Annotated in this window: 22 protein-coding genes and 1 tRNA gene; 13 read left to right on the forward strand and 10 right to left on the reverse strand. The window is 73.8% G+C overall.

Annotated features, from left to right (window positions below; all coding sequences use genetic code 11):
• Positions 1-5: 5 nt before the first annotated feature.
• The 6 genes from KVS67_RS03305 to mshD all read right to left on the reverse strand — a co-directional run bounded on the left by KVS67_RS03305 (position 6) and on the right by mshD (position 4,905).
• Positions 6-836 (reverse strand): thymidylate synthase, encoded by an 831-nt coding sequence (locus tag KVS67_RS03305; protein WP_063188680.1) that lies wholly within the window; start codon positions 834-836, stop codon positions 6-8.
• Position 837: 1 nt separating this feature from the next.
• The gene (locus KVS67_RS03310) at positions 838-1,218 is read right to left on the reverse strand and encodes a GntR family transcriptional regulator (protein WP_063188682.1); all 381 of its coding nucleotides are present in this window, start codon (positions 1,216-1,218) and stop codon (positions 838-840) included.
• A complete protein-coding gene (locus tag KVS67_RS03315) occupies positions 1,211-2,281 on the reverse strand; it encodes a hypothetical protein (RefSeq protein WP_063188684.1) in 1,071 nt (356 codons plus the stop codon). Before KVS67_RS03315 ends, KVS67_RS03310 begins: the two co-directional genes overlap by 8 nt.
• A 91-nt stretch (positions 2,282-2,372) precedes the next feature.
• A complete protein-coding gene (locus KVS67_RS03320; protein WP_002854752.1) occupies positions 2,373-2,729 on the reverse strand; it encodes a GNAT family N-acetyltransferase in 357 nt (118 codons plus the stop codon).
• Between the two features lie 75 nt (positions 2,730-2,804).
• Entirely contained in the window at positions 2,805-3,815 is a 1,011-nt protein-coding gene (locus tag KVS67_RS03325) for an NUDIX domain-containing protein (RefSeq protein WP_063188686.1), read from the reverse strand.
• Between the two features lie 136 nt (positions 3,816-3,951).
• On the reverse strand, positions 3,952-4,905 hold the full coding sequence (gene mshD, locus KVS67_RS03330; RefSeq protein WP_063188688.1) for a mycothiol synthase: 954 nt from the start codon (positions 4,903-4,905) through the stop codon (positions 3,952-3,954).
• A 101-nt stretch (positions 4,906-5,006) separates the two neighbouring features.
• On the opposite strand from mshD, the gene KVS67_RS03335 reads away from it, so the two are divergent.
• The 3 genes from KVS67_RS03335 (at position 5,007) to KVS67_RS03345 (ending at position 7,862) form a co-directional block, all read left to right on the forward strand.
• Positions 5,007-5,813: a hypothetical protein gene (locus tag KVS67_RS03335; protein WP_223247462.1), complete on the forward strand. Its 807-nt coding sequence runs from the start codon at positions 5,007-5,009 to the stop codon at positions 5,811-5,813.
• 187 nt (positions 5,814-6,000) lie between these two features.
• Positions 6,001-6,669, forward strand: a complete 669-nt coding sequence (locus tag KVS67_RS03340) for an FABP family protein (RefSeq protein ID WP_063188690.1) — start codon at positions 6,001-6,003, stop codon at positions 6,667-6,669.
• Complete coding sequence (locus KVS67_RS03345; RefSeq protein WP_063188692.1) at positions 6,666-7,862, forward strand: folate-binding protein YgfZ; 1,197 nt, start codon at positions 6,666-6,668, stop codon at positions 7,860-7,862. Before KVS67_RS03340 ends, KVS67_RS03345 begins: the two co-directional genes overlap by 4 nt.
• A 13-nt stretch (positions 7,863-7,875) precedes the next feature.
• Here KVS67_RS03345 and KVS67_RS03350 read toward each other — a convergent pair whose 3' ends face one another.
• The 3 genes from KVS67_RS03350 to KVS67_RS03360 all read right to left on the reverse strand — a co-directional run bounded on the left by KVS67_RS03350 (position 7,876) and on the right by KVS67_RS03360 (position 10,813).
• Positions 7,876-8,628 (reverse strand): hypothetical protein, encoded by a 753-nt coding sequence (locus tag KVS67_RS03350; protein WP_063188694.1) that lies wholly within the window; start codon positions 8,626-8,628, stop codon positions 7,876-7,878.
• On the reverse strand, positions 8,625-9,656 hold the full coding sequence (locus KVS67_RS03355; protein WP_036317733.1) for a 6-phosphofructokinase: 1,032 nt from the start codon (positions 9,654-9,656) through the stop codon (positions 8,625-8,627). The genes KVS67_RS03350 and KVS67_RS03355 overlap by 4 nt, the downstream gene beginning before the upstream one ends.
• Positions 9,657-9,748: 92 nt before the next feature.
• Positions 9,749-10,813 (reverse strand): PspC domain-containing protein, encoded by a 1,065-nt coding sequence (locus tag KVS67_RS03360; RefSeq protein ID WP_063188696.1) that lies wholly within the window; start codon positions 10,811-10,813, stop codon positions 9,749-9,751.
• A 96-nt stretch (positions 10,814-10,909) separates the two neighbouring features.
• On the opposite strand from KVS67_RS03360, the gene KVS67_RS03365 reads away from it, so the two are divergent.
• Positions 10,910-12,169 carry an ATP-binding protein gene (locus KVS67_RS03365; protein WP_063188698.1) on the forward strand — a complete coding sequence of 420 codons (1,260 nt, stop codon included), beginning with the start codon at positions 10,910-10,912 and terminating at the stop codon, positions 12,167-12,169.
• Entirely contained in the window at positions 12,166-12,864 is a 699-nt protein-coding gene (locus KVS67_RS03370) for a response regulator transcription factor (RefSeq protein ID WP_063188700.1), read from the forward strand. The genes KVS67_RS03365 and KVS67_RS03370 overlap by 4 nt, the downstream gene beginning before the upstream one ends.
• A 47-nt stretch (positions 12,865-12,911) precedes the next feature.
• Here the strand turns inward: KVS67_RS03370 and KVS67_RS03375 are convergent, their stop codons facing one another.
• A complete protein-coding gene (locus KVS67_RS03375) occupies positions 12,912-14,120 on the reverse strand; it encodes a pyridoxal phosphate-dependent aminotransferase (protein WP_063188701.1) in 1,209 nt (402 codons plus the stop codon).
• Positions 14,121-14,293: 173 nt separating this feature from the next.
• Here KVS67_RS03375 and KVS67_RS03380 point away from each other — a divergent pair.
• The 8 genes from KVS67_RS03380 (at position 14,294) to rpoB (ending at position 22,150) form a co-directional block, all read left to right on the forward strand.
• Positions 14,294-14,366 (forward strand) — tRNA-Trp (locus tag KVS67_RS03380).
• Positions 14,367-14,446: 80 nt separating this feature from the next.
• Entirely contained in the window at positions 14,447-14,698 is a 252-nt protein-coding gene (secE, locus tag KVS67_RS03385) for a preprotein translocase subunit SecE (protein ID WP_002854774.1), read from the forward strand.
• 104 nt (positions 14,699-14,802) lie between these two features.
• Positions 14,803-15,687: a transcription termination/antitermination protein NusG gene (gene nusG, locus KVS67_RS03390; protein ID WP_063188704.1), complete on the forward strand. Its 885-nt coding sequence runs from the start codon at positions 14,803-14,805 to the stop codon at positions 15,685-15,687.
• Positions 15,688-15,819: 132 nt separating this feature from the next.
• Positions 15,820-16,251 (forward strand): 50S ribosomal protein L11, encoded by a 432-nt coding sequence (rplK, locus tag KVS67_RS03395; RefSeq protein WP_002854778.1) that lies wholly within the window; start codon positions 15,820-15,822, stop codon positions 16,249-16,251.
• Between the two features lie 77 nt (positions 16,252-16,328).
• Complete coding sequence (gene rplA, locus KVS67_RS03400; protein ID WP_049161605.1) at positions 16,329-17,036, forward strand: 50S ribosomal protein L1; 708 nt, start codon at positions 16,329-16,331, stop codon at positions 17,034-17,036.
• A 344-nt stretch (positions 17,037-17,380) separates the two neighbouring features.
• The gene (gene rplJ / locus KVS67_RS03405; RefSeq protein WP_063188706.1) at positions 17,381-17,902 is read left to right on the forward strand and encodes a 50S ribosomal protein L10; all 522 of its coding nucleotides are present in this window, start codon (positions 17,381-17,383) and stop codon (positions 17,900-17,902) included.
• Positions 17,903-17,971: 69 nt separating this feature from the next.
• Complete coding sequence (gene rplL / locus KVS67_RS03410) at positions 17,972-18,358, forward strand: 50S ribosomal protein L7/L12 (protein ID WP_063188708.1); 387 nt, start codon at positions 17,972-17,974, stop codon at positions 18,356-18,358.
• A 285-nt stretch (positions 18,359-18,643) separates the two neighbouring features.
• A complete protein-coding gene (rpoB, locus tag KVS67_RS03415; RefSeq protein ID WP_002854785.1) occupies positions 18,644-22,150 on the forward strand; it encodes a DNA-directed RNA polymerase subunit beta in 3,507 nt (1,168 codons plus the stop codon).
• Positions 22,151-22,207 lie beyond the last annotated feature (57 nt).

The raw sequence follows: 22,207 nt of genomic DNA on the forward strand, positions 1-22,207 counted from the left end.
TCGGCTCAGACGGCGATCGGCGCCGTGATGGTGGGGTGGTGACGGTAGTCGAGGACCTCGAAGTCCTCGTAGTCATAGTCGAAGATCGACGCGGGGGTGCGCCGCAGCCGCAGCCGCGGGTACGGGTACGGCTCGCGGGAGAGCTGCTCGCGCACCTGCTCCTCGTGGTTCGCGTAGATGTGCACGTCCCCGCCGGTCCACACGAACTCGCCGGGAGTCAGCCCGGTCTGCTGCGCGACCATCACCGTGAGCAGCGCATACGAGGCGATGTTGAACGGCACGCCGAGGAACAGGTCCGCGGAGCGCTGGTAGAGCTGGCACGAGAGCTGCCCGGGGGCGCCGTCCTGACCGGGGGAGACGTAGAACTGGAACAGCGCGTGGCAGGGCGGCAGCGCCATCTCGTCCACCTCGGCTGGGTTCCACGCGGTGACGATGTGCCGGCGCGAGTCGGGGTTCGTCCGGATCTGCTCCACGACCTTGGCGATCTGGTCGATGTGGCCCCCGTCCGGGGTGGGCCATGAGCGCCACTGCACGCCGTAGACGGGGCCGAGCTCGCCGTCCTCGTCCGCCCACTCGTTCCAGATCCGCACGCCGCGCTCCTGGAGCCACCGCACGTTCGAGTCCCCGCGCAGGAACCACAGCAGCTCGAGCGCGACCGACTTGAAGTGCACGCGCTTGGTCGTGATCAGCGGGAAGGACTCGGCCAGGTCGAAGCGCAGTTGGCGGCCGAACACGCTGCGCGTGCCCGTGCCGGTCCGGTCCGTCTTGACGGCCCCGTGGGCCATCACGTCGGCGAGGAGGTCCTCGTAGGGGGTGGGGATGCTCACCCGGCCCACTCTAGCGATCCGAGCGGACGCGCTGAGCGTCGTCGACGGCCCGGCGCAGGCGGGCCGCATCCCAGCCCGCGGCCCGGGCCAGGGCCACGGCGCGCTCGACGGCGGCGCCCACTGCGGCGTCGTCCGGGGCGGGCGGGGCGTCGGCCACCACGGTGCCCTTGCCGCGCGCCGTGCGCACGACGCCGTCCGCCTCGAGCTCGCGGTAGGCGCGCACCACGGTGTTGGGGGCGATGCCGAGGTCGCCCGCGAGGGCCCGGACGGAGGGGAGGCGGGTGCCGGCGGGCAGCTCGCCGGCGGCGACGAGGTCTGCGATCCGCGCCCGGATCTGCTCGAAGGGCGGGACGGGAGAGCGGAGGTCAATCTCGACCGCGGGCTCAGCCACGGCCCGCCGCCACCGGTGTGTCGGAGTGCGGGACGGCGGCGTCGGCACGCAGCGTCCGGAGGTCACGGTAGGGCTTGAGCAGGGCCAGGACGAGGATCACCGCGACCGCGCCGCCCAGGAGCAGGGTCGTGGCGGGAGAGGCGGGGTCCAGCTCGCGCAGCCGGTCCACGAGCTCCGGTGTGCTCACCGCCCCGGCCTGCTGCGCCTCGAAGGCCGCGGCGGCGGCATCGGCGGCCGTGGCGCGTGCGGCGACCTCGAGGCGCCCGGCCACCGCGGCCAGGCCGATCCAGCACAGCTGGGCGACGCCGATGCGGACGGTGCGATCCACGGCGACCCGACGCGCCGCCAGGTCCGCTGCGGGGCTCAGTCCGCTGAGCATGGGCCGGTGGTGCACGGCCACGACGACGGCGGCGCACGCGAGGACGACCGCCGCCGCGCCCAGGGCGTACCACCCGGCGACGGCGGACCCGGCCGGGGCGCCGCGGAAGTCGGCGCCGAAGGGGACCGCGTCCGCGCCCACGTGCAGACGGTACCGGGCCCCCTGGACGCCGGGGCCGGTCGTGGCCGCCGCGGCGCCGGCGAGCGCGAACCCCAGGCCTGCGACGAGGAGGATCCGCAGGCGGACCGGGAGCAGGTCGGGCCAGCGGCGGGCGATGAGGCCGGCCGTGCGGCGCGGCGCGGTGACGCGCGGCCACGTCACCTGGGCCAGGGCGGGCACGAGGACCAGCCACAACACCGGCAGGAGGACGGCGAGGGCCGTGGCCGTGGCGTCCACGGGGGCGGCGTCGAGGGCCTCCGTGCTCCACCGCCCGGAGGCGGGGACGCCACCGGCCAGGTGCCATCCGCCCCGGGAGTCGCCGAGCCAGGCTCCGGCCAGTGGTGCGGGGCCTGCCCACACGCCGGTGGCCAGGACCGTCAGGGCGGAGGCGGCCATGAGGTGGCCGCGGGCCGCGACCCCGGCGGCCGTCCAGCGGGAGCGGCGGCCCGTCCCGTAGAGGATCAGGCCGATGAGGAAGGTCAGGAGGCTGACGGTCCGGAGGACCTCGAGGGGCAGGGCGGGCATGGCGCGCTTCTTCCGACGGGGTGCGCGACGGCCGCGCACGGCCGCACTGTATCAGGCAGTTGATACGGCAGGGCAGGCCCCCTGCCCCCGGTCAGCCGTGGAACACCATGTCCTGGTACTCGGGGTAGCGGCGCAGGTAGTCCTCCACGTAGGAGCACTCGGGCACGATCCGGTCACCCTCCGCGCGCAGCCGGTCCAGGACCATGGTCACGAGGGCGCGGGCAAAGCCGCGGCGGCCGAACTGCTCGTCGATGATGGTGTGCTGCAGGCGCAGGACCACGGTGTCCTCACCGTCCTCGCCGCGCACGGTCTCCTGGTCGTAGCCGAGGAACCCGATGAACGTCCCGTCCTGGCGCAGCTCGAAGCGCTGTCGGTCCGGGTCCCGGGTCACCGTGAGGCGCTCATGGACGATCTTCTCGGGCTGGCTCTGGGCGGCGGTGTTCTCCATGACCCGAGCCTAGGGCCGGGGGCGGGCCTGCTCAACGGTGGCCCGGTCGTGCGGGCCGAGGCCTGTGCGGGCGGCTCAGTCGTCCCAGGGGTCGTAGACCTCGACGGCCACCACGTCGCCGTCGAGGTCGAGGGCGCGGTGCACCACGAGCACAGCGCCGGGCCGCAGCCACGGATCCTCGGTGGGCAAGGCCCGCAGCACGCGGTCCGCCTGGCCGGCGGCCGCGTCCTCGACCACCTCGAACAGCGTCGGCAGCACCGGCCGGTGCGTGCACACGACCAGGGGCCGGGAGCGGCCCATGAGCTCGGCCATCACCTTGCGGGTCTTCTTGGGCTTCTCCCGGGCCGTGGTCTCCGTGAAGGCGCCCTTGGTCTTCAGCGGCAGCCTGCTGGACTTCACGAGCGGGGCCAGCGTCTCCACGCAGCGGCGCCACGGGGAGGAGACCAGCCGCTCCGGCCGCCAGGCCGCCACGAGGCCCTCGACGGCGAGCGCCTGCCGCCGGCCCGTCGCCGCCAGCGGACGCTCCTGCTCGGCGCGCGACCACGAGGAGCGGGGCTTGGCCTTGGCGTGGCGCAGCACCAGCAGCGGCACGGTCCGCAGGCGCCCCCGGGAGGCGGCACGCAGCAGCAGGTCGAGCGGTTCGCGATCCGAGTCGTTCGTCAGCAGCCGCCGGGCCTCGTCCGGACCGACCCAGCGGACCTCGTCCACCTCGTCGCCGTCGGGCAGGGCGCGCTGGCCGTCGACCTCGGCGGCCCAGTACCAGACCTCCTTGCTCCGACGGGCGCCCCGCTTGCCGGGCACCTCGTACTCGGTCACGCACAGCGGGATGCCCGGCCTCAGCTCGAGGCCGACCTCCTCGCGCAGCTCGCGCACCGCGCACTCCGGCAGCGTCTCACCCGGATCGAGCTTGCCCTTGGGCCACGACCAGTCGTCGTAGCGGGGCCGGTGGATCACCATCACCTCGAGGCCGCCGGGCACGCGGCGCCACGGCAGCATGCCGGCGGCCAGCACCTCGGCGCGGGGGCCTTCCGAAACACGGTCCTCCGTGGACCAGCGGGCGACGCGGTCGGCGTGGGACGAGGGCATGGGGCGGGTTCCTCTCGGGTGCGGCGGCCGCGACGACTGCTGGGGCAGGGCACGGGGCGTGGTCGGCCCCACGGGGCCGGCCCCACCAGGATACGAGGCCGCGGGAATGTGCCCGGTCGGTCCCCGCCCGGGGGTCTCAGGGGCGGCGGTACTGGGCGTCGGCGGCGAACAGCTCGAAGCCGAGGGACGTGTAGAGCGCGACGGCGGCCGTGTTGTCCGCGTCCACGTACAGGTCCACGACGTCGACCCCCTGCTCCGCCATCCGGTGCAGCCCCGCCAGGGTCAGGGCCCGGCCGAGGCCGAGGCCCTGGGCCTCGGGGGAGACACCCACGGCGTACACCTCCCCGACGCGCGGGCCGTCGGCTCCGACATCCGGCTCCACCTTCGTCCAGTGGAAGCCGAGCAGCCGCCCGTCCGCCTCGCGGGCGGCGAGCAGGAGGCCGTCGGGGTCGAACCAGTCCTCCGCCATGCGGTCCTCGAGGTCGGCGCGGGTCAGGCTGCCCTGTTCGGGGTGGTCCGTGAAGGCGGCGGCGTTCACATCCAGCCAGGCCTGCTCGTCCTGGCCGGGGACGAAGCCGCGCAGGGCCACCCCGTCGGCGAGCCGCACCTCCGGCAGGGCGGCGAGCGCCGCGTGCGACAGGCGCATCCGGCGCAGCTCGCGGACGGGCTCGAGGCCGTGCCTCCGGGCGAGCCGGACCGCGCCCGGGAGCATGCCGTGGGCCCAGACGCTCGTGGTGTCCTCCCGCGCCAGGTCTCGGACCGCGGCGGCCGCGGCGTCGGCCAGGGCCGTCCCCCGGCCGGTGCGGCGTGCCGCCGGGTCGACGACGAGCTCGAGCACGGCCGCCGCGCCCTCGGGCACGAGCACGGCCGCCCCGTCGATCGCCCCGTCCGGACCCTGGGTGGCCCCCCACCAGAGCTGGCCGCCGCGGGCGAGCAGCACGCGCGTCTGGTCCGACAGCGGGGGATGACCGTCCGCCGCCCCGGCGCGGTCGGCCAGGTCCAGGACGGCGCTCGCCTCCTCCGGGCGCGGGGTGACGACGCGCGGCATGCCGTCGGCGTCGGAGGTCGTGGGGGTGGGGTGTTCGGCCATGCCGGCCACCCTACGGAAGGAGGACGGTGGCCCGCGAGGTGCGCCCCGCCGTCGCCCGCCCAGGGCCGAGCCGGTGCGCACCTGGCAGGATGGGGCAGGTGATGCGCTTGTCCATGGCCCTGAGTGCGGCCGTCGCCGCCCTCGTCCTGGGCGGTGCCGCGTTGCTGGGCCCGGTCCCCGCCGCCCTCGCCGCCGCCGTCGTGATCCTGGTCATCGCCTGGGGCTGGCCGCGGCAGATGGGGGCGCCCGCGCGCCTCTCGCTCAGCGTCACCCTGGCCGTCGCCGGGGGCGCCGCGGTGCTGCTCATGCTGCTGTGGCCGCCGCTCGAGGACGGCCACAGCGGGGCCTGGACGCTCTTCGAGCCGCTCGCCGTCGTCGTCGCCTGGAGCACCATGGCCTCGTTTGTCGTCCAGCTGGTGCGCGGGACCGGCCGGCCGCTGCGCCTCGAGTCCACTGTCGCCACGATGGGAGGGGCGTTCATGGCCGTCGTGACGGCGTGCTGGGTGGCCGTCTCACGCTGGACCGACACCCCCGCGGTCGCCGGGCTGGTCATCACGCTGGCGGTCACGGTGGCCGCGGTCTCCCTCGTCGGCCTCACCCCGTGGATGCAGGGCCGGCCGGGAGTCCTGGCGCTCGTCGTCATCCCCCTCGGCACGGTGCTCGCCTGGCCCGTCTCGGCGCTGGCCGGCGTGGGCGCCCGGGACCGGCCGGCCGTCACGGCCGCGGCGCTCGCGGTGGCCGTGCTGGTGTCCCTGACCGCCGCCACGGCGCCGTCGTCGCGGCCGCGACCCGAGGACCGGCCGGTGGGCACCACCCTGCGCCCGCGCCGGGCGGGCTACGCCCTCGCGTTGGCGCCCGTGGGCGCGGCCGGCGTCGTGGCGCACGTCATGGTGGGCTTCCTGGCCTGACAGGTCGGGCCCGCTCGGTAGGATGTCCCGCATGGATACCCTTCTTGCGCTCGAGATCTTCTTCCTGGCCCTCGTGGTCCTGGCCGGCCTGGGCATGGCCGCCGTCGCCGCGGTCGTCATCAGCGGCCTCTTCAAGGGCCAGCGCTGAGGACGCGCGGCCCGCTGTCGGGCCGCGCCGTGATCTGCCATGGCGACTGAACTCCCCTATGACCTCACCCCCGAGCTCGCGCCCCTGTCCTGGCTCATCGGCAGCTGGGAGGGCCAGGGTCGCCTCGGCGACGGCTCCGCCGGCACCGAGATCTTCTACCAGCGGGTGGACTTCACCGAGCACGGTCTGCCGTTCGTCGAGTACCGCGCGGAGTCGTGGCTGTGCGAGGCGGACGGCACGTTGCTGCGTCCGCTGACCGTGGAGTCCGGCTTCTGGCAGGTGGACCGGGCGCGGCGCGACGGCGACGTCGGCCCCGGCATGCGCCCGGCGGACATCGTCCCCGCGTTCCGCTCCGCCGAGGACGTCGAGCGGCTGCGCGCCGGCGACGAGGGCTTCGGCCTGACCGCCACCATCACGCATCCGGGCTCGCTGTCCGAGCTGTACTACGGCCGCATCAAGGGCCCGCAGCTGCAGCTGGCCACGGACGCGGTCCTGAGTGGCTCCGCCGCCGGCCCGTACCACCGGGCCACCCGCATGGCCGGTCTCGTGAACGGGCAGCTGTTCTGGCGCTGGGACGTCGCGGACGCCGCGGGCGCCGAGCTCGAGGCGCACGCCTCCGCCATCCTGGACCGCATGCCGAGCGCGGCCGAGGGTCGGCTCGCCCCGGGGGCCGAGCGTCCTCGCGGGGCTCGCGGGGAGCAGTCGTGACAGCCTCCCGCAGCCCGCTGTTGGACCTGGCCGTGGCCGAGCCGCAGGGGCCGGCCGGCGGCGCCGTCGAGGGCCTCGGCCCGGACGCCGGCGTCGCCGCGCACTACGGTCGCCCCCTGCCCGAGCAGCGCGCCCTCGCCCGGGGCCGCGCCCTGGTGGACCTCTCCCACCGGGCCGTGCTCTCCGTGTCCGGCCCGGACCGGCTGAGCTGGCTGCACACGCTCGGCACGCAGCACGTCGAGACGCTGCCCCCCGGCACGAGCACCGAGATCCTCTTCCTCGACGTGCAGGGGCGGATCGAGCACGCCGCCCACCTGCTCGAGGACGGCGCCGCGGCCTGGCTCGTCACGGACCGCGAGGACGGCCCGGGCCTCGCCGCGTGGCTCACCTCGATGCGCTTCTCCCACGACGTCACCCTGCGGGACCACACCGGGGCGGTCGCCGTCGTGGGCGCCACCGCGCCCGTGCCCGGCTGGGAGGACCGCACCGTGTGGCTGGACCCGTGGCCGCGCGTCGGGGCGGGCGGCTGGGCCTACACGGCCGATCCGGATCCCGCGGCCCACCCGGGCGCGGACTGGTCCTGGCGCGAGTACCTCGTCACCCGGGCCGACCTCGAGGCCACCGTCCGCGCGCTCGGCACGGGCGTGCTCGCGGGCTGGTCCCTGGCGGGCACGACGGCGGCCGAGGCGCTGCGCATCGAGGCCGGCCGCCCCCGCCGGGCCCTCGACGTGGACGACCGCGCGATCCCGCACGAGCTGGACCTGCTGCGCACCGCCGTGCACCTCGAGAAGGGCTGCTACCGCGGTCAGGAGACCGTGGCGCGCGTGCACAACCTGGGCCGCCCGCCCCGCCGCCTCACCCGCCTGCTCCTGGACGGCTCCGTCCACGCGCTCCCCGAGCACGGTGCCCCCGTGATCCTCCGGCCGGCCGAGGACACGCCCGAGGCCCGCGCCGCCGCCCGTCCGGTGGGGACGGTCACCGCCGCGGCCCAGCACCATGAGGCGGGCGCCGTTGCCCTGGCGCTGCTCAAGCGCACGGTGCCCGTGGACGCCGAGCTGCTGGTCCGCGAGGACGCTCCCGGCGAGGACGGTGTCGCCGAGGGCGGCTGGATCGCCGCGAGCCAGGAGCCGCTCGTGTCCCCGGACGCCGGGCAGGTCGTCGGCCGACCGCGCGGCGTGGGCCGCCTGCGCTGACCGACTCGCCGGCTCAGTCCAGCGCGAGGACGGTCCGCGTGCCCGCCGCCTCCAGCCCGACGGCGATCGCCACGTGGTGCGCGGCTGTGTGGCCCGCCGGCACCTCGGCGAACGGCAGCAGCCCCTCCAGCGCCGCCCGGTCCATCGCCACGGCCACCGCGTAGCGGCCGAGCCCACGACCGCGCAGCCGCGGTGGGGTGAGGGTGCCCAGCGAGGCCAGCACGCCGCCCGTCACGCGATGCCCCGCCGCCGCCACCGCGGCTTCGATCGCCCGTCCTGCGCCGTCGTCGGGAACGAGCGCGACCGAGGACTCCCAGGAGGGGACACCCGCCTCGGCCACGTCGTCTGCGGGGGCCTGCGCGACCACGGCGTGGACGTGGGCGGGGTCGTCGGACACGGCGACGGTGCGCGAGGGGTCGACCGGCGGCGGTTCCTCGGCGGCGTAGAGCGTGAACTCGCCGCGCGAGCGCACGGCCTCCCCGGCGGCGGCGCGCACCGCCGTCCGCAGCAGGGCCGACTCCACGCCCAGCGCCTCGGCGGGCACGCCGCGGCAGGCACGCGTGAACCACGCCGGCCCCGCCACGACGGTGGCCCAGGGCAGGGCCAGCACCTCCGCCTCGGCCACGCCCTGCCGGGCCACCTCGATGCGGCGCGGCTCGGCGCCCGCCGCCGGGGCGTCGTCGGGCAGCAGCGCGGTGTCGGGCAGGCCGAGCCGACGCGCCAGCCCGAGGGCCAGCACGCCGACGGCGGGGTGGTCGGGTCTCACCGGCCGAACAGGATCTTCGCCTCGTCGTAGCGCGAGACCGGCACCTTCTTGAGGCCCTTGAGGGCGGCGCTCATGGGGATGGAGATGATCTCCGTGCCGTTGGCCGCCACCATCTGTCCCCAGCGGCGCTGCGCGACGAGGTCGACGGCGCCCATGCCGAAGCGCGTGGAGAGCACGCGGTCCGTGGCGGTGGGGGCGCCGCCGCGCTGGATGTGGCCCAGGATGGTGCTGCGCGTCTCGATGCCCGTCATCTCCTCGATCTCGCGGGTCACCCACTCGCCGATGCCGCCCAGACGCGGCCGGCCGGACGCCTCGACGCCGGCCTCGGCCAGCGGGTCGTCGTGGCCCTCGGGGACGAAGCCCTCCGCCACCACGACCAGCGGGGAGCGACCGCGGTCGTGGACCTGCTGCACCCACTCGGCGACCTGGGACATCGGGGTGCGGACCTCGGGGATGAGGATCGCGTGGGCGCCGGCGGCCATGCCCGAGTGCAGGGCGATCCAGCCGACGTGGCGGCCCATGACCTCGGCGACCATGCAGCGGTGGTGGGACTCGCCCGTGGTGCGCAGCCGGTCCATGGCGTCCGTGGCGATCTGCACGGCCGTGTCGAAGCCGAACGTGTAGTCGGTGCCCTGCAGGTCGTTGTCGATCGTCTTGGGCACGCCCACGATCGGCAGCCCGTCCGCGGCCAGGCGGTTCGCGCCGGCCAGGGTGCCCTCGCCGCCGATCGCGATGACGGCGTCGATGTCCAGCTCGCGCAGGTTGCGGAGCATGTTCTCCGGGCCGCCGCCCTCCGCGTTGTAGGGGTGCGTGCGGGAGGTGCCGAGGATGGTGCCGCCCGTGCGGGCCAGGCCGCGCACGCGGGAGCGGGGCAGGTCCTCGACGTCCTTCTCGATCAGGCCGGACCACCCGTTGCGGATGCCCACCATCTCCATGTCGTACGACTTGATGCCGTGCAGGACGGCGGAGCGGATGACGGCGTTGAGGCCGGGGCAGTCGCCTCCGGAGGTGAGCATTCCGACGCGCATGGGGGTCCTCTCGGGCGTTCTCGTGCGGGGGGTCGGCACCACCCTAGGCGCGCCCGCCCCGTCGCGTCAGGGGACGGGCGACGGGCGGCGGGTCAGCCGAGGGCCACGAGGACGGCGACCTGGAGGGCCGTCGCACCCGCGAGGATGCCGCTCGCCGGGCCGAGGGTGCCGGGACGACGGCCGCTGAGCAGAGCGCCCAACAGGACGGGGGCGATCACCGCGAGAGCGGCGACGAGCATGGGCACCGCCAGCAGCGTGGGGGTCGGACCGACGCCGAGCAGCAGGCTGATCCCGAGGGCGGCGAGCGCGGCGAGGACGGCCCCGGCGTAGGTGGCGGCCTGCGCGATCGGCCCGAGGCGCGGCTTCGCGGCCGTGGCTGCGGACCCCGAGCCGGCCGGGGCGGTGGCCGCCCGGGGGGCCTCCTCGGCCAGGCGCGCCGCGGCTCGCCGCTCGCGGGAGTGGACGTGGTCGCGCCAGGTGCCGGTCGCGGGGTCGATCCACTCGGGGCGGAAGCCGTGCGGGTCGGTGACCTCGGCCGCCCGCTCGCGCGGACCCCCGCCGACGTACCAGGCCGGGCGCGGCACGGCGTGGGCGGGCTGGTCGGCGTCGGGGGCACGGCCCGGGGCCACGCGGGCCTGCGCCCGGCCGTCCCAGCGGGTCACGAGCCACCAGACGAGCACGGCCAGCGCGCCCAGGCCCACGAGGGAGCCGGGGCCGCCCACGGCCGGGGCGATGAGGGTGAACCCGGCGCCGAGCAGCAGGTTGAGGGCGCCGATCGCCCCGATCACGCCGATGGCCACGGTGGCGTCCTGCCACTCCCCGCGGCGCAGGCGGCCGAACTGCACGCGTCCGTCGGCGTCGGGGAGCACGGCCCAGGCGGCCGCGTAGGCCAGCAGGCCCAGGCCCGCGGAGACCATGCACACGGCGACGAACACGCCGCGGGCGAGCAGCGGGTCGATGCGGTAGCGCTCGGCCACCCCGCTGAGCACCCCGCCGACCCACGAGGCCGGCGAGCGGCGCACGCCCCAGCTCAGGACGGCGCGGCGCAGCCAGCCCGGCAGGGCGTCCAGTCCGTCGGGGCCGGTCTCGCCCGAGGCGGCTCCGTCGGGGGCGACGTGGGGGCCGGGGCCGGTGAACGGGTCGGGTGTGCTCGTCATGTCTCCATCCTCGTCCGCCTGCGGCCCCCGCCCATCCGGGAACTCCCGGAATCCTCCCCGGATGTGCCGCCCCGTCCGACACGGCAGGATGGGGGCATGCCCACCCCGTCCGTGCCCGCGCCGGCCCCGCGTCCGCCGTTGATGCGGCACGGGGCCGACCGCCCGGTGTCCGGCGTCGCCGCGGGGCTCGCCCGGCACCTCGGGATGCCCGCCGGCCGCGTCCGCGCGGCCCTGGCGCTGCTGAGCCTGCTGGGCGGCGCGGGCCTGGCCCTGTACGTGTGGCTCTGGCTGCTCATGCCGGAGGAGGGTCCGGACGGCGCCCCCGCCGCCGACGCCCCCACCCTGCGTGGTCGCGCCCCCGAGGTGCTCGAGCGGGTGCGCGAGGGCGGCTGGCCGGTGCTGCTGGCCGCCGTGGTGCTCGGCGTGGGCGTGCTGACCGTCGCGGACGGCCTCGGCCTCACCGTTGACTGGGCGCTCGTGGGCCCGGTGGCCGTCCTCGTGATCGGCCTCGGCCTGGCCTGGATGCAGCTCGACCTGGCGGGCGGGTCCCGGGCCGGGCGGAGCGGACGACTGGTCCGCCTCGTGCTCGGCACGGCCCTCGTGCTGCTGGCGGTGCTGGCCATCGTCCTGGGCGCCGTGAGCTCGGGCGAGCTGTGGCGGGCTCTGCTGGCCGCCGTCGCGATGCTCGCCGGCGCGGCGCTGGTGGCCATGCCCTACGTCCTGGCCTGGCTGCGCCGACGGGACGCGGAGCGGACCGCGTTCGCGGTGCAGGCCCAGCGTGCCGAGATCGCGGCGCACCTGCACGACTCGGTGCTGCAGTCCCTCGCCCTCATCCAGCGGCGCGCCCAGGACGCGGACGTGGTGGCCCGGGTGGCCCGCGCCCAGGAGCGTGAGCTGCGTCAGTTCCTCGCCCTGGACTCCCGTGGCGGCCCGCACTCCCTGGCGGAGGCGCTCGAACAGCACGCCGCCGCCGTCGAGGACGCTCACGGGGTCCGGGTGGAGGTCGTGGCCGTGGGGCGGGCCGCGGGGGCGTGGCTCGAGCCGCTCGCGGCCGCGGCGCGCGAGGCCATGCAGAACGCGGCCCGGCACGCCGGCGACGCGCAGGTCTTCGCGGAGGCCGGTGAGGACGAGCGCGGCCGCACCGTCGCGGAGGTGTTCGTCCGGGACCGCGGCCCCGGCTTCGACCTGCACACGGTCCCGGCCGACCGGCTCGGCGTGCGGGAGTCGATCGTCGGCCGCATGGAGCGTGCCGGCGGGACCGCCCGCATCCGGTCCGGCCCGGGCGGCACCGAGGTCCACCTGACCCTGACCGAGCCCGAGGGTGCGCGAGCGCGCACCGGACAGGAGCACCCATGACCGACCCCGCCCCGCGCACGGCCGTCATCGTGGACGACCACGCGATCTTCCGCTCCGGCCTGCGCGCCGACCTGGACCCGGACCGACTGGCCATCGTCGGCGAGGCCGGGGACGTGGACGAGGCCGTCCGCACCGTGCTGGACCTGGCGCCGGATGTGGTGCTGCTGGACGTGCACCTGCCCGGCGGGGCCGGCGGCGGGGGAGCGGAGGTGGCCGAGCGCGTCCTCGCGCGCCGACCCGCGCAGCGGTTCCTGGCCCTGTCCGTCTCGGACGCGGCCGAGGACGTCGTCGCCGTGATCCGTGCGGGGGCCCGCGGCTACATCACCAAGACGGCCTCCGGCGCGGAGGTGGCGGACGCGGCGGTCCGCGTGGCCGACGGCGACGCGGTGTTCTCGCCCCGGCTGGCCGGGTTCGTCCTCGACGCCTTCCGCGGCACGGCGCCCGCGCCTCCGCCCGTCACCGCCGCGGCGGCGAGCGGGGCTGCGGCCCCCGGCGAGGACCTCGACCGGCTCTCGGCACGGGAGCGGGAGGTCATGCGGCTGATCGCCCGCGGTTACACCTACCGGGAGGCCGGGGCGGAGCTGTTCATCTCGGACCGCACGGTCGAGACCCACGTGTCCTCCGTGCTGCGCAAGCTCCAGCTGTCCAACCGCCACGAGCTGACCCGCTGGGCCGCGCGCCGCGGATACGCCTGAGCCCCGCGGCGCGCGGTGTCGCGGGGCTCAGGGGCGGGGTGGGCGGCTCAGGCGCTGAGCAGGGCGCGGATGCGCTCGACGCCCTCGGCGAGGTCCGCATCGCCCAGCGCGTAGGACAGTCGCAGGTAGCCGGACGGGCCGAACGCCTCGCCGGGGACCACGGCGACCTCCGCCTCGTCGAGGATGAAGGCGGCCAGCTCGGCCGACGTCGTGGGGGTGACGCCGCCGCGGTAGGTCTTCCCGAGCGCCTCCCGCACGTCCACGTACGCGTAGAACGCGCCCTGCGGGGTGGGGCAGTGGAAGCCCGCCACGGCGTCCATGGCTTCGACCATGGCCCGGCGCCGACGGTCGAACGCCGTCTTCATCTCCGCCACGGCGTCCAACGGGCCGGCGACGGCGGCCAGGGCGGCCCGCTGCGACACGTTGGCCACGTTCGAGGTGGCGTGGGACTGCAGGTTCGTGGCGGCCTTGACCACGTCCAGCGGGCCGGCCATCCACCCGACGCGCCAGCCCGTCATGGCGTAGGTCTTGGCGACGCCGTTGAGGATCACGGACTGCTCCGCCAGCTCGGGCACGGCGCGGACGATCGAGGTGAACGGCATGCCGTCGTAGGTCAGGTGCTCGTAGATCTCGTCGGTGACCACCCACAGCCCCCGCTCCTGCGCCCACTGGCCGATCGCCGCCGTCTCCTCGGGGGAGTAGACGGCGCCGGTGGGGTTGGAGGGGGAGACGAACAGGAGCACCTTGGTGCGGTCCGTGACGGCCTCGTCGAGCTGGTCCACGGTGACCTTGTAGCCCTGCTCGGGGCCGGCGAACACCTCCACCGGCACGCCGCCGGCCAGGCGGATCGCCTCCGGGTAGGTGGTCCAGTAGGGGGCGGGGACGAGCACCTCGTCCTGCGGGTCCAGCAGGGCGGCGAAGGCGTTGTACACGGCCTGCTTCCCGCCGTTGGTCACGAGCACCTGGGCGGCCTCGAGGGACACGCCGGAGTCGCGCAGCGTCTTGGCCGCGATCGCCTCCCGCAGCTCGGGCAGGCCGGCGGCGGGGGAGTAGCGGTGGTTCTTCGGGTCCCGGGCCGCGGCGACGGCGGCCTCCACGACGTAGTCCGGGGTGGGGAAGTCGGGCTCGCCGGCGCCGAAGCCGATCACCGGGCGCCCGGCGGCCTTGAGCTCCTTGGCGCGGGCGTCGACGGCGAGGGTGGCGGAGGGCGCGATGGCGGACAGACGGGCGGAGACGCGGCGGGCGGGCGCGGCCATGGGGACCTTCTTCGAGCTCGACGGGGAGGGCGGGGCGGAGCGGGACTCCGTCCTGCCAGGGTACTGACTGCCCGGGGCCCGTTCGACTCCCGCCGCCCGATGGCGTATCCTGGATCTCCGGTACCGCGATCACGGTCGATCCCGCGAGGGTTCGGCCGGTTCCGTCGGTCCGAAGGGTAGTGGCGCAATTGGTAGCGCAGCGGTCTCCAAAACCGCAGGTTGCAGGTTCGAGTCCTGTCTGCCCTGCTCGATGCCGGGCCTCGTGCTCGGCATCGGACGTGTAGAAAGCGATTCGGCGATCCGACGAGTGAGGCCACGTGACTGAGATGGCGGCGAACGGCGGGGGACCCACCCCCACGCCGAGCAGGCAGCGTCGCGGGCTGTTCGCGCGGATCGCGCTGTTCCTGCGCCAGGTGGTGGACGAGCTCCGCAAGGTCGTCACCCCCACGAGCGAGGAGCTGCTGCGCACGACCGGAGTGGTGCTCGCCTTCGTGGCGTTCATGATCCTGCTGGTCATGGGGCTGGACTGGGTGTTCGGCACCGTGGCGGGTCTCCTGTTCGGCGCCGGCGGCCTCTGAGCCCGGCGCGGACGGTCCCGACGTCGCAGGACGCGTCCCCCGCACGCCCGTGAGGGCCCTCCCCGACGGCAGGGCCCGCCGTCCGTCAGCAGAAAGCAGGAACCGTGTCCGAGCAGGAACTGGATCGTCAGCCCGCCGAGGAGTCCGTCCCGATGTCGGAGGACGCCGTGGCCGAGGAGACCGCCGAGACCGCGCAGGACGCCGGGACGCCCGTCGAGGACGCCCTGGACGAGGCCGCCGGCAGCGGTGACGAGACCGCCGAGGCCACCGTGCAGGAGGCCGACCTGGCCGTCGCCGAGGGCGAGGACGCGCCGACCCCCGTCGAGGAGCAGGCCGACGACGAGCCCGCCGTGGACCCCGCCGAGGAGCTGCGCACCCGCCTGCGCCGCCAGCCCGGCGACTGGTACGTCGTCCACACCTACGCCGGCTACGAGAAGCGCGTGAAGACGAACCTCGAGGCCCGCATCCTGACCCAGGACATGGAGGACTCGATCTACGAGATCGAGGTCCCCATGGAGGAGGTCGTGGAGATCAAGAACACCACGCGCAAGATCGTCTCGCGCGTGCGCATCCCGGGCTACGTGCTCGTCCGCATGGACCTCGACGACGCCTCGTGGGGCGTCGTGCGGCACACCCCGGGCGTCACGGGCTTCGTGGGCAACGACGCCCACCACCCGCAGCCGCTCAGCCTGGACGAGGTGTACGACATGCTCGCCCCGTCCGTGATCCAGGAGGCCGCCCGCGCCGCCGAGAAGGCCGGCCTGGCCGTCCCCGCCTCGGCCGAGTCCGGTGCGCCCGCCGCCCCCGCGATCCACGTGGACTTCGAGGTCGGCGAGTCGGTCACCGTCAACGACGGCCCGTTCGAGACCCTCCCGGCCACGATCTCCGAGATCAAGCCGGAGGCCCAGCAGCTCGTGGTGCTCGTCTCGATCTTCGAGCGCGAGACCCCCGTGACGCTGTCCTTCAACCAGGTGACCAAGGCCATCTGAGGACACCCGACGCTTCCGCACCGGGCCGGCCGCCTGCCGGCCCGGACGCGGCACCGGCCGCCGCGCCACGGCGGCCACCGCCCCCGGTGCGCTCCTGCGCCGAGGGTCCCCCAGTGAGAGAAGGATCCACTCATGGCTCCCAAGAAGAAGGTCACCGGTCTGATCAAGCTTCAGATCCAGGCCGGCGCCGCCAACCCGGCCCCGCCCATCGGCCCCGCCCTGGGTCAGCACGGCGTGAACATCATGGAGTTCTGCAAGGCGTACAACGCCGCCACCGAGTCGCAGCGCGGCAACGTGATCCCGGTCGAGATCACCGTGTACGAGGACCGCTCGTTCACCTTCGTGACCAAGACCCCGCCGGCCGCCGAGCTCATCAAGAAGGCCGCCGGCGTCGCCAAGGGCTCCGCCACCCCGCACACGGCCAAGGTCGGCACGCTGACCCAGGCCCAGTGCGAGGAGATCGCCCAGACCAAGATGGAGGACCTGAACGCCAACGACGTGCAGGCCGCCGCCAAGATCATCGCGGGCACCGCCCGCTCGATGGGCATCACCGTCGAGGGCTGACGCCCACCCCCACCCCCTTCCAGTGGCAGGGCCGAGCGCGGTCCGCAGACCACGACTGCACAAGGAGAAGAACGCAGATGGCACAGCGCAGCAAGGCATACAAGGCGGCCAAGGCCGCGATCGGCGAGGATCTGTACTCGCCGGTGGAGGCGATCCGCCTCGCCAAGGAGACCAACCCCTCCAAGACCGACGCCACCGTGGAGGTGGCCCTCCGCCTCTCGGTCGACCCCCGCAAGGCCGACCAGATGGTCCGCGGCTCCGTGAGCCTGCCCCACGGCACCGGCAAGACCGCCCGCGTCGTCGTGTTCGCCACCGGTGACCGCGCCGAGGCCGCCCGCGCCGCCGGCGCTGACGTCGTGGGCGACGACGACCTGATCGCCCGGATCGCCGAGGGCTGGGTGGACTTCGACGCCGCCGTGGCCTCCCCGGAGCTCATGGGCAAGGTCGGCCGTCTGGGCAAGGTGCTCGGCCCCCGCAACCTGATGCCGAACCCCAAGACCGGCACCGTGACCCCGGACGTGGCCAAGGCCGTGGCCGACATCAAGGGCGGCAAGATCGACTTCCGCGTCGACAAGCACTCCAACCTGCACTTCATCATCGGCAAGACCTCCTTCGAGGCCAAGGCCCTGGTGGAGAACTACGCCGCGGCCCTCGAGGAGGTCCTTCGTCTGAAGCCGTCCTCCTCCAAGGGCCGCTACATCTCCAAGGCCACCGTGGCCACCACCTTCGGCCCGGGCGTGCCCATGGACCCGAACGTGACCTCGGTGGACTCCTCGGAGCTCTGAGCCACGCGGCCCCGGTGACCGGGGCCCACGACGCCGGCCGGTCGTCCCCGCAGCGGGGGCGGCCGGCCGACGTCGTCCCGGGTCGATTTTGCGGGCCCGCCCCGGACGTGTACGCTGGTGCCTACCGAAGACCGCCGGTCGTGGTGCTCTGCCTCCGGGCAGAGCCCACCGAAGGATCTCCCTGACGGAGACGGCCCGCGCAGGTGAACGTGAGCCACGCTCGCATCCGCTCGTCGATCCTCTGGGTCCGATCGCGTCGATGCTCCTGCCGCGCCCCGTGCATCTGCACGGGGCGTTTTCTCGTCTCGGGGTGGCGGTTCCCACGCATCATCGAGAGGAGTGCCATGGCGACGTCCGCGAAGGAGTCGGCGGTGGCTGAGCTCACGGACCTGTTCCGTGAGTCCAGCGCTGCTGTTCTGACGGAATACCGTGGCCTGACGGTGACGGAGCTCAAGCAGCTGCGTGACTCCATCCGTCAGGACGCGACCTACGCCGTGGCGAAGAACACGCTGGCCGAGATCGCGGCCAAGGACGCCGGTCTGGAGGGCCTCGAGGCTCACCTGTCCGGTCCCACCGCGATCGCGTTCGTGACCGGGGACCCGGTCAACGTCGCGAAGGCCCTGCGTGACTTTGCCAAGGATCACGAGAAGCTCGTGCTCAAGGGCGGCTACATGGATGGCCAGCCCCTGGACGAGGCCGGCATCAAGAAGCTCGCGGACCTCGAGTCCCGCGAGGTGCTGCTGGCCAAGTTCGCCGGCGCGATGAAGGGCAGCATCTCCAAGGCTGCCGCCCTGTTCCAGGCGCCGCTGTCCAAGACCGTCCGCACGGTCGAGGCGCTGCGCGCCGCGCAGGGCGAGGCTGCCTGAGCAGTCCGCCCCGGGCTGCACGGCCCACCACTTCACACGTAGTCAAGACGTACCCGTAAAGGAGCCATCATGGCCAAGCTGACCACCGAAGAGCTGCTCGCCGCGTTCGAGGAGCTGACCCTCATCGAGCTGTCCGAGTTCATCAAGGCGTTCGAGGAGAAGTTCGACGTCACCGCCGCCGCCCCCGTGGCCGTGGCCGCCGCCGGCGGTGCCGCCGGTGGTGCCGAGGCCGCCACCGAGGAGAAGGACGAGTTCGACGTCATCCTCGAGGCCGCCGGCGACAAGAAGATCGGCGTCATCAAGGAGGTGCGCGCCCTCACCTCCCTCGGCCTGAAGGAGGCCAAGGACCTGGTGGACGGCGCCCCCAAGCCCGTCCTCGAGGGCGTCAACAAGGAGGCCGCCGAGAAGGCCAAGGAGCAGCTCGAGGGCGCCGGCGCCACCGTCACCCTCAAGTGATGATCGCGGCCTGAGCCGCATCACGCTTCCTCACGAGGCCCCCGGACCCGCACTGCGGACCGGGGGCCTCGTGGCGTCCCAGGTCACGCACCCGCGACTGGACAGGGGCGACGGGCGCGGATAGGATGGATCTTTGCATCTCCCCTGTTCCGTGCCGCCCGCAGGACCCCGCGTCCCGCCGTGGCCCGCACGGTTCCGCACGGCCTTCATATAGCGGTGGGCCGGCGCCGCCGTCTCGCGGCAGGGGAGCGAACGGAACCCAGAAGGCCTGTGGAAGGATCCTACGTGGTCGCCTCGAGCACCTCCAACGAAACCGCTACCGTCTCCCCGCGATCCGGCGCCTCCGCCGGACGCGTCTCCTTCGCCAAGATCTCCGAGCCGCTGGACGTGCCGGACCTTCTGGCGCTGCAGACCGAGTCGTTCGACCGCCTGATCGGCAATGAGCGGTGGGCCGCGCGCGTCGACGCCGCCCTGGCCGCCGACGACCACTCCGTGCCCGTCACCTCGGGACTGACGGACATCTTCGAGGAGATCTCCCCGATCGAGGACTTCCAGGGCACCATGTCCCTGTCCTTCGCCGAGCCGGAGTTCGCCGACGCGAAGATGACGGAGGAGGAGTGCAAGGATCGCGACGCGACCTTCTCCGCCCCGCTGTACGTCAAGGCCGAGTTCATGAACAACACGACCGGCGAGATCAAGCAGCAGACCGTCTTCATGGGCGACTTCCCGCTGATGACCCGCAACGGCACGTTCATCATCAACGGCACCGAGCGCGTCGTCGTCTCCCAGCTCGTCCGCTCCCCGGGCGCCTACTTCGAGCGCACTCCGGACAAGACCTCGGACAAGGAGATCTTCTCGGCCAAGATCATCCCCTCGCGCGGCGCCTGGTTCGAGCTCGAGGTGGACAAGCGCGACCAGGTCGGCGTCCGCCTCGACCGCAAGCGCAAGCAGCCCGTGACGGTGCTGCTCAAGGCCATGGGCTGGACCGAGTCCCGCATCCTGGAGGAGTTCGGACACTACGACTCCATCCGCGCCACCCTCGAGAAGGACGGCACCGCGGACCAGGACGAGGCCCTGCTCGACATCTACCGCAAGCTGCGCCCGGGCGAGCCGGCCGCCGTCGACGCCGCGCAGTCGCTGCTGAACAACCTGTACTTCACCCCGAAGCGCTACGACCTCGCCAAGGTGGGCCGCTACAAGCTCAACCGCAAGCTCGGCGTGGACGTGCACCTCGGCGACCCCAACGCGTCCGTGCTCACCGAGGACGACATCGTCCAGATGGTGCACTTCATCGCCGCGCTGCACGCCGGCGAGACCGCCATCAAGGGCACGCGCGACGGCGAGCCGGTGGACGTGCGCGTGGAGATCGACGACATCGACCACTTCGGCAACCGTCGCATCCGCGCGGTGGGCGAGCTGATCGAGAACCAGATCCGCACCGGCCTGTCCCGCATGGAGCGCGTCGTGCGCGAGCGCATGACCACCCAGGACGTCGAGGCGATCACCCCGCAGACCCTGATCAACATCCGCCCCGTGGTGGCGGCGATCAAGGAGTTCTTCGGCACCTCGCAGCTGTCCCAGTTCATGGATCAGAACAACCCGCTGGCCGGCCTGACGCACAAGCGCCGCCTGTCCGCGCTCGGCCCGGGCGGCCTGTCCCGCGACCGTGCCGGCATGGAGGTCCGTGACGTCCACCCGTCGCACTACGGCCGCATGTGCCCCATCGAGACCCCGGAAGGCCCGAACATCGGCCTCATCGGCTCGCTGGCGACCTTCGGCCGGATCAACTCCTTCGGCTTCATCGAGACCCCGTACCGCCGCGTGGTCGACGGCCGGGTCACGGACACCGTGGACTACCTGACCGCCGACGACGAGCTGGCCTTCCAGATCGCCCAGGCGAACGCCCCGGTGGACGAGGACGGCCGGTTCGTGGAGGAGCTCGTGCTCTGCCGCCAGCGCGGCGGCGACGGCGAGCCCGTGCTCTCGACCGTGGACGAGATCGACTACATGGACGTGTCCCCGCGCCAGATGGTGTCGGCGGCCACCGCCCTCATCCCGTTCCTCGAGCACGACGACGCCAACCGCGCGCTCATGGGCGCGAACATGCAGCGTCAGGCCGTGCCGCTGCTCCGCTCCGAGGCCCCCTACGTGGGCACCGGCATGGAGAAGTACGTGGCCGTGGACGCGGGCGACTCCGTGACGGCCACCCAGGGCGGCGTCGTGACCGAGGTGGCCGCGGACCTGGTGACCGTCATGAACGACGACGGCACCACCACGCACTACCCGATCATGAAGTTCGCCCGCTCGAACCAGGGCAACGCCTACAACCAGCGCGTGCGCGTGTCCGAGGGCGAGCGGGTGGAGCCGCTGAGCATCATCGCCGACGGCCCCGCCACGGACAACGGCGAGCTCGCGCTCGGCAAGAACCTCCTCGTCGCGTTCATGCCCTGGGAGGGCCTGAACTACGAGGACGCGATCATCCTGTCCCAGCGCATGGTCTCGGAGGACGTCCTCACCTCGATCCACATCGAGGAGCACGAGGTCGACGCCCGCGACACCAAGCTGGGCGCCGAGGAGATCACGCGCGACATCCCCAACGTGTCCGAGGAGGTGCTGTCGCAGCTCGACGAGCGCGGCATCATCCACATCGGCGCGGAGGTGGAGGCCGGCGACATCCTGGTCGGCCGCGTGACCCCGAAGGGCGAGACCGAGCTGACCCCGGAGGAGCGCCTGCTGCGCGCGATCTTCGGCGAGAAGTCCCGCGAGGTCCGCGACACGTCCCTGAAGGTGCCGCACGGCGAGTCCGGCACCGTCATCGGCGTGCGCATCTTCGACCGCGACGAGGACGACGACCTGCCCCCGGGCGTGAACCAGCTGGTGCGCGTCTACGTGGCGCAGAAGCGCAAGATCACCGACGGCGACAAGATGGCCGGCCGCCACGGCAACAAGGGCGTCATCTCCAAGATCCTGCCGCTGGAGGACATGCCGTTCCTGGCGGACGGCACCCCGGTGGACATCGTGCTGAACCCGCTCGGCGTCCCCGGCCGCATGAACCTCGGCCAGGTCATGGAGCTGCACCTGGGCTGGGCCGCCTCGCGCGGGTGGGACATCCAGGGCGAGCCGGAGTGGATCAAGGACCTGCCGAACTTCCCGCGCCAGTCCGGTCCGGTCAACGTGGCCACCCCGGTGTTCGACGGCGCCGAGGCGTACGAGATCACGGGCCTGCTCGGCCACGTGAACGTGACCCGCGACGGCGACCGTCTCATGAGCGACAGCGGCAAGGCGCAGCTGTTCGACGGCCGCACCGGCGAGCCGTTCCCGGACCCGGTGTCCGTGGGCTACATGTACATGCTCAAGCTGCACCACCTGGTGGACGACAAGATCCACGCCCGTTCCACGGGCCCGTACTCGATGATCACGCAGCAGCCGCTGGGCGGTAAGGCCCAGTTCGGCGGCCAGCGCTTCGGCGAGATGGAGGTGTGGGCGCTGGAGGCGTACGGCGCGGCGTTCACCCTCCAGGAGCTGCTGACCATCAAGTCGGACGACATCCACGGCCGCGTGAAGGTCTACGAGGCCATCGTCAAGGGCGAGAACATCCCGGAGCCGGGTGTTCCCGAGTCCTTCAAGGTGCTCATCAAGGAGATGCAGTCCCTCTGCCTGAACGTGGAGGTCCTCTCCGCCGACGGCCAGGCCATCGAGATGCGTGACGCGGAGGACGAGGTCTACCGCGCCGCCGAGGAGCTGGGCATCGACCTCTCCCACGCCGAGCCGAGCTCGGTGGAGGAAGTCTGAGCCGGGCCCGATCCGCATCCACAAGACGTCACCTGAGAACCACTGAACCAAGGGAGT

The organism is Micrococcus sp. GbtcB5 (genome assembly GCF_019091605.1).
GTDB classification, from domain to species: Bacteria; Actinomycetota; Actinomycetes; order Actinomycetales; family Micrococcaceae; genus Micrococcus; species Micrococcus luteus.

Excerpts from the sequence above, each read along its gene's own strand:
- KVS67_RS03315 (WP_063188684.1), bottom strand. The coding sequence starts at position 2,281 with ATGCCCGCCCTGCCCCTCGAGGTCCTCCGGACCGTCAGCCTCCTGACC.
- KVS67_RS03320 (WP_002854752.1), bottom strand. The coding sequence starts at position 2,729 with ATGGAGAACACCGCCGCCCAGAGCCAGCCCGAGAAGATCGTCCATGAG.
- KVS67_RS03325 (WP_063188686.1), bottom strand. The coding sequence starts at position 3,815 with ATGCCCTCGTCCCACGCCGACCGCGTCGCCCGCTGGTCCACGGAGGAC.
- mshD (WP_063188688.1), bottom strand. The coding sequence starts at position 4,905 with ATGGCCGAACACCCCACCCCCACGACCTCCGACGCCGACGGCATGCCG.
- KVS67_RS03335 (WP_223247462.1), top strand. The coding sequence starts at position 5,007 with ATGCGCTTGTCCATGGCCCTGAGTGCGGCCGTCGCCGCCCTCGTCCTG.
- KVS67_RS03340 (WP_063188690.1), top strand. The coding sequence starts at position 6,001 with ATGGCGACTGAACTCCCCTATGACCTCACCCCCGAGCTCGCGCCCCTG.
- KVS67_RS03355 (WP_036317733.1), bottom strand. The coding sequence starts at position 9,656 with ATGCGCGTCGGAATGCTCACCTCCGGAGGCGACTGCCCCGGCCTCAAC.
- KVS67_RS03360 (WP_063188696.1), bottom strand. The coding sequence starts at position 10,813 with ATGACGAGCACACCCGACCCGTTCACCGGCCCCGGCCCCCACGTCGCC.
- KVS67_RS03365 (WP_063188698.1), top strand. The coding sequence starts at position 10,910 with ATGCCCACCCCGTCCGTGCCCGCGCCGGCCCCGCGTCCGCCGTTGATG.
- KVS67_RS03370 (WP_063188700.1), top strand. The coding sequence starts at position 12,166 with ATGACCGACCCCGCCCCGCGCACGGCCGTCATCGTGGACGACCACGCG.
- KVS67_RS03375 (WP_063188701.1), bottom strand. The coding sequence starts at position 14,120 with ATGGCCGCGCCCGCCCGCCGCGTCTCCGCCCGTCTGTCCGCCATCGCG.
- secE (WP_002854774.1), top strand. The coding sequence starts at position 14,447 with ATGGCGGCGAACGGCGGGGGACCCACCCCCACGCCGAGCAGGCAGCGT.
- rplK (WP_002854778.1), top strand. The coding sequence starts at position 15,820 with ATGGCTCCCAAGAAGAAGGTCACCGGTCTGATCAAGCTTCAGATCCAG.
- rplA (WP_049161605.1), top strand. The coding sequence starts at position 16,329 with ATGGCACAGCGCAGCAAGGCATACAAGGCGGCCAAGGCCGCGATCGGC.
- rplJ (WP_063188706.1), top strand. The coding sequence starts at position 17,381 with ATGGCGACGTCCGCGAAGGAGTCGGCGGTGGCTGAGCTCACGGACCTG.
- rplL (WP_063188708.1), top strand. The coding sequence starts at position 17,972 with ATGGCCAAGCTGACCACCGAAGAGCTGCTCGCCGCGTTCGAGGAGCTG.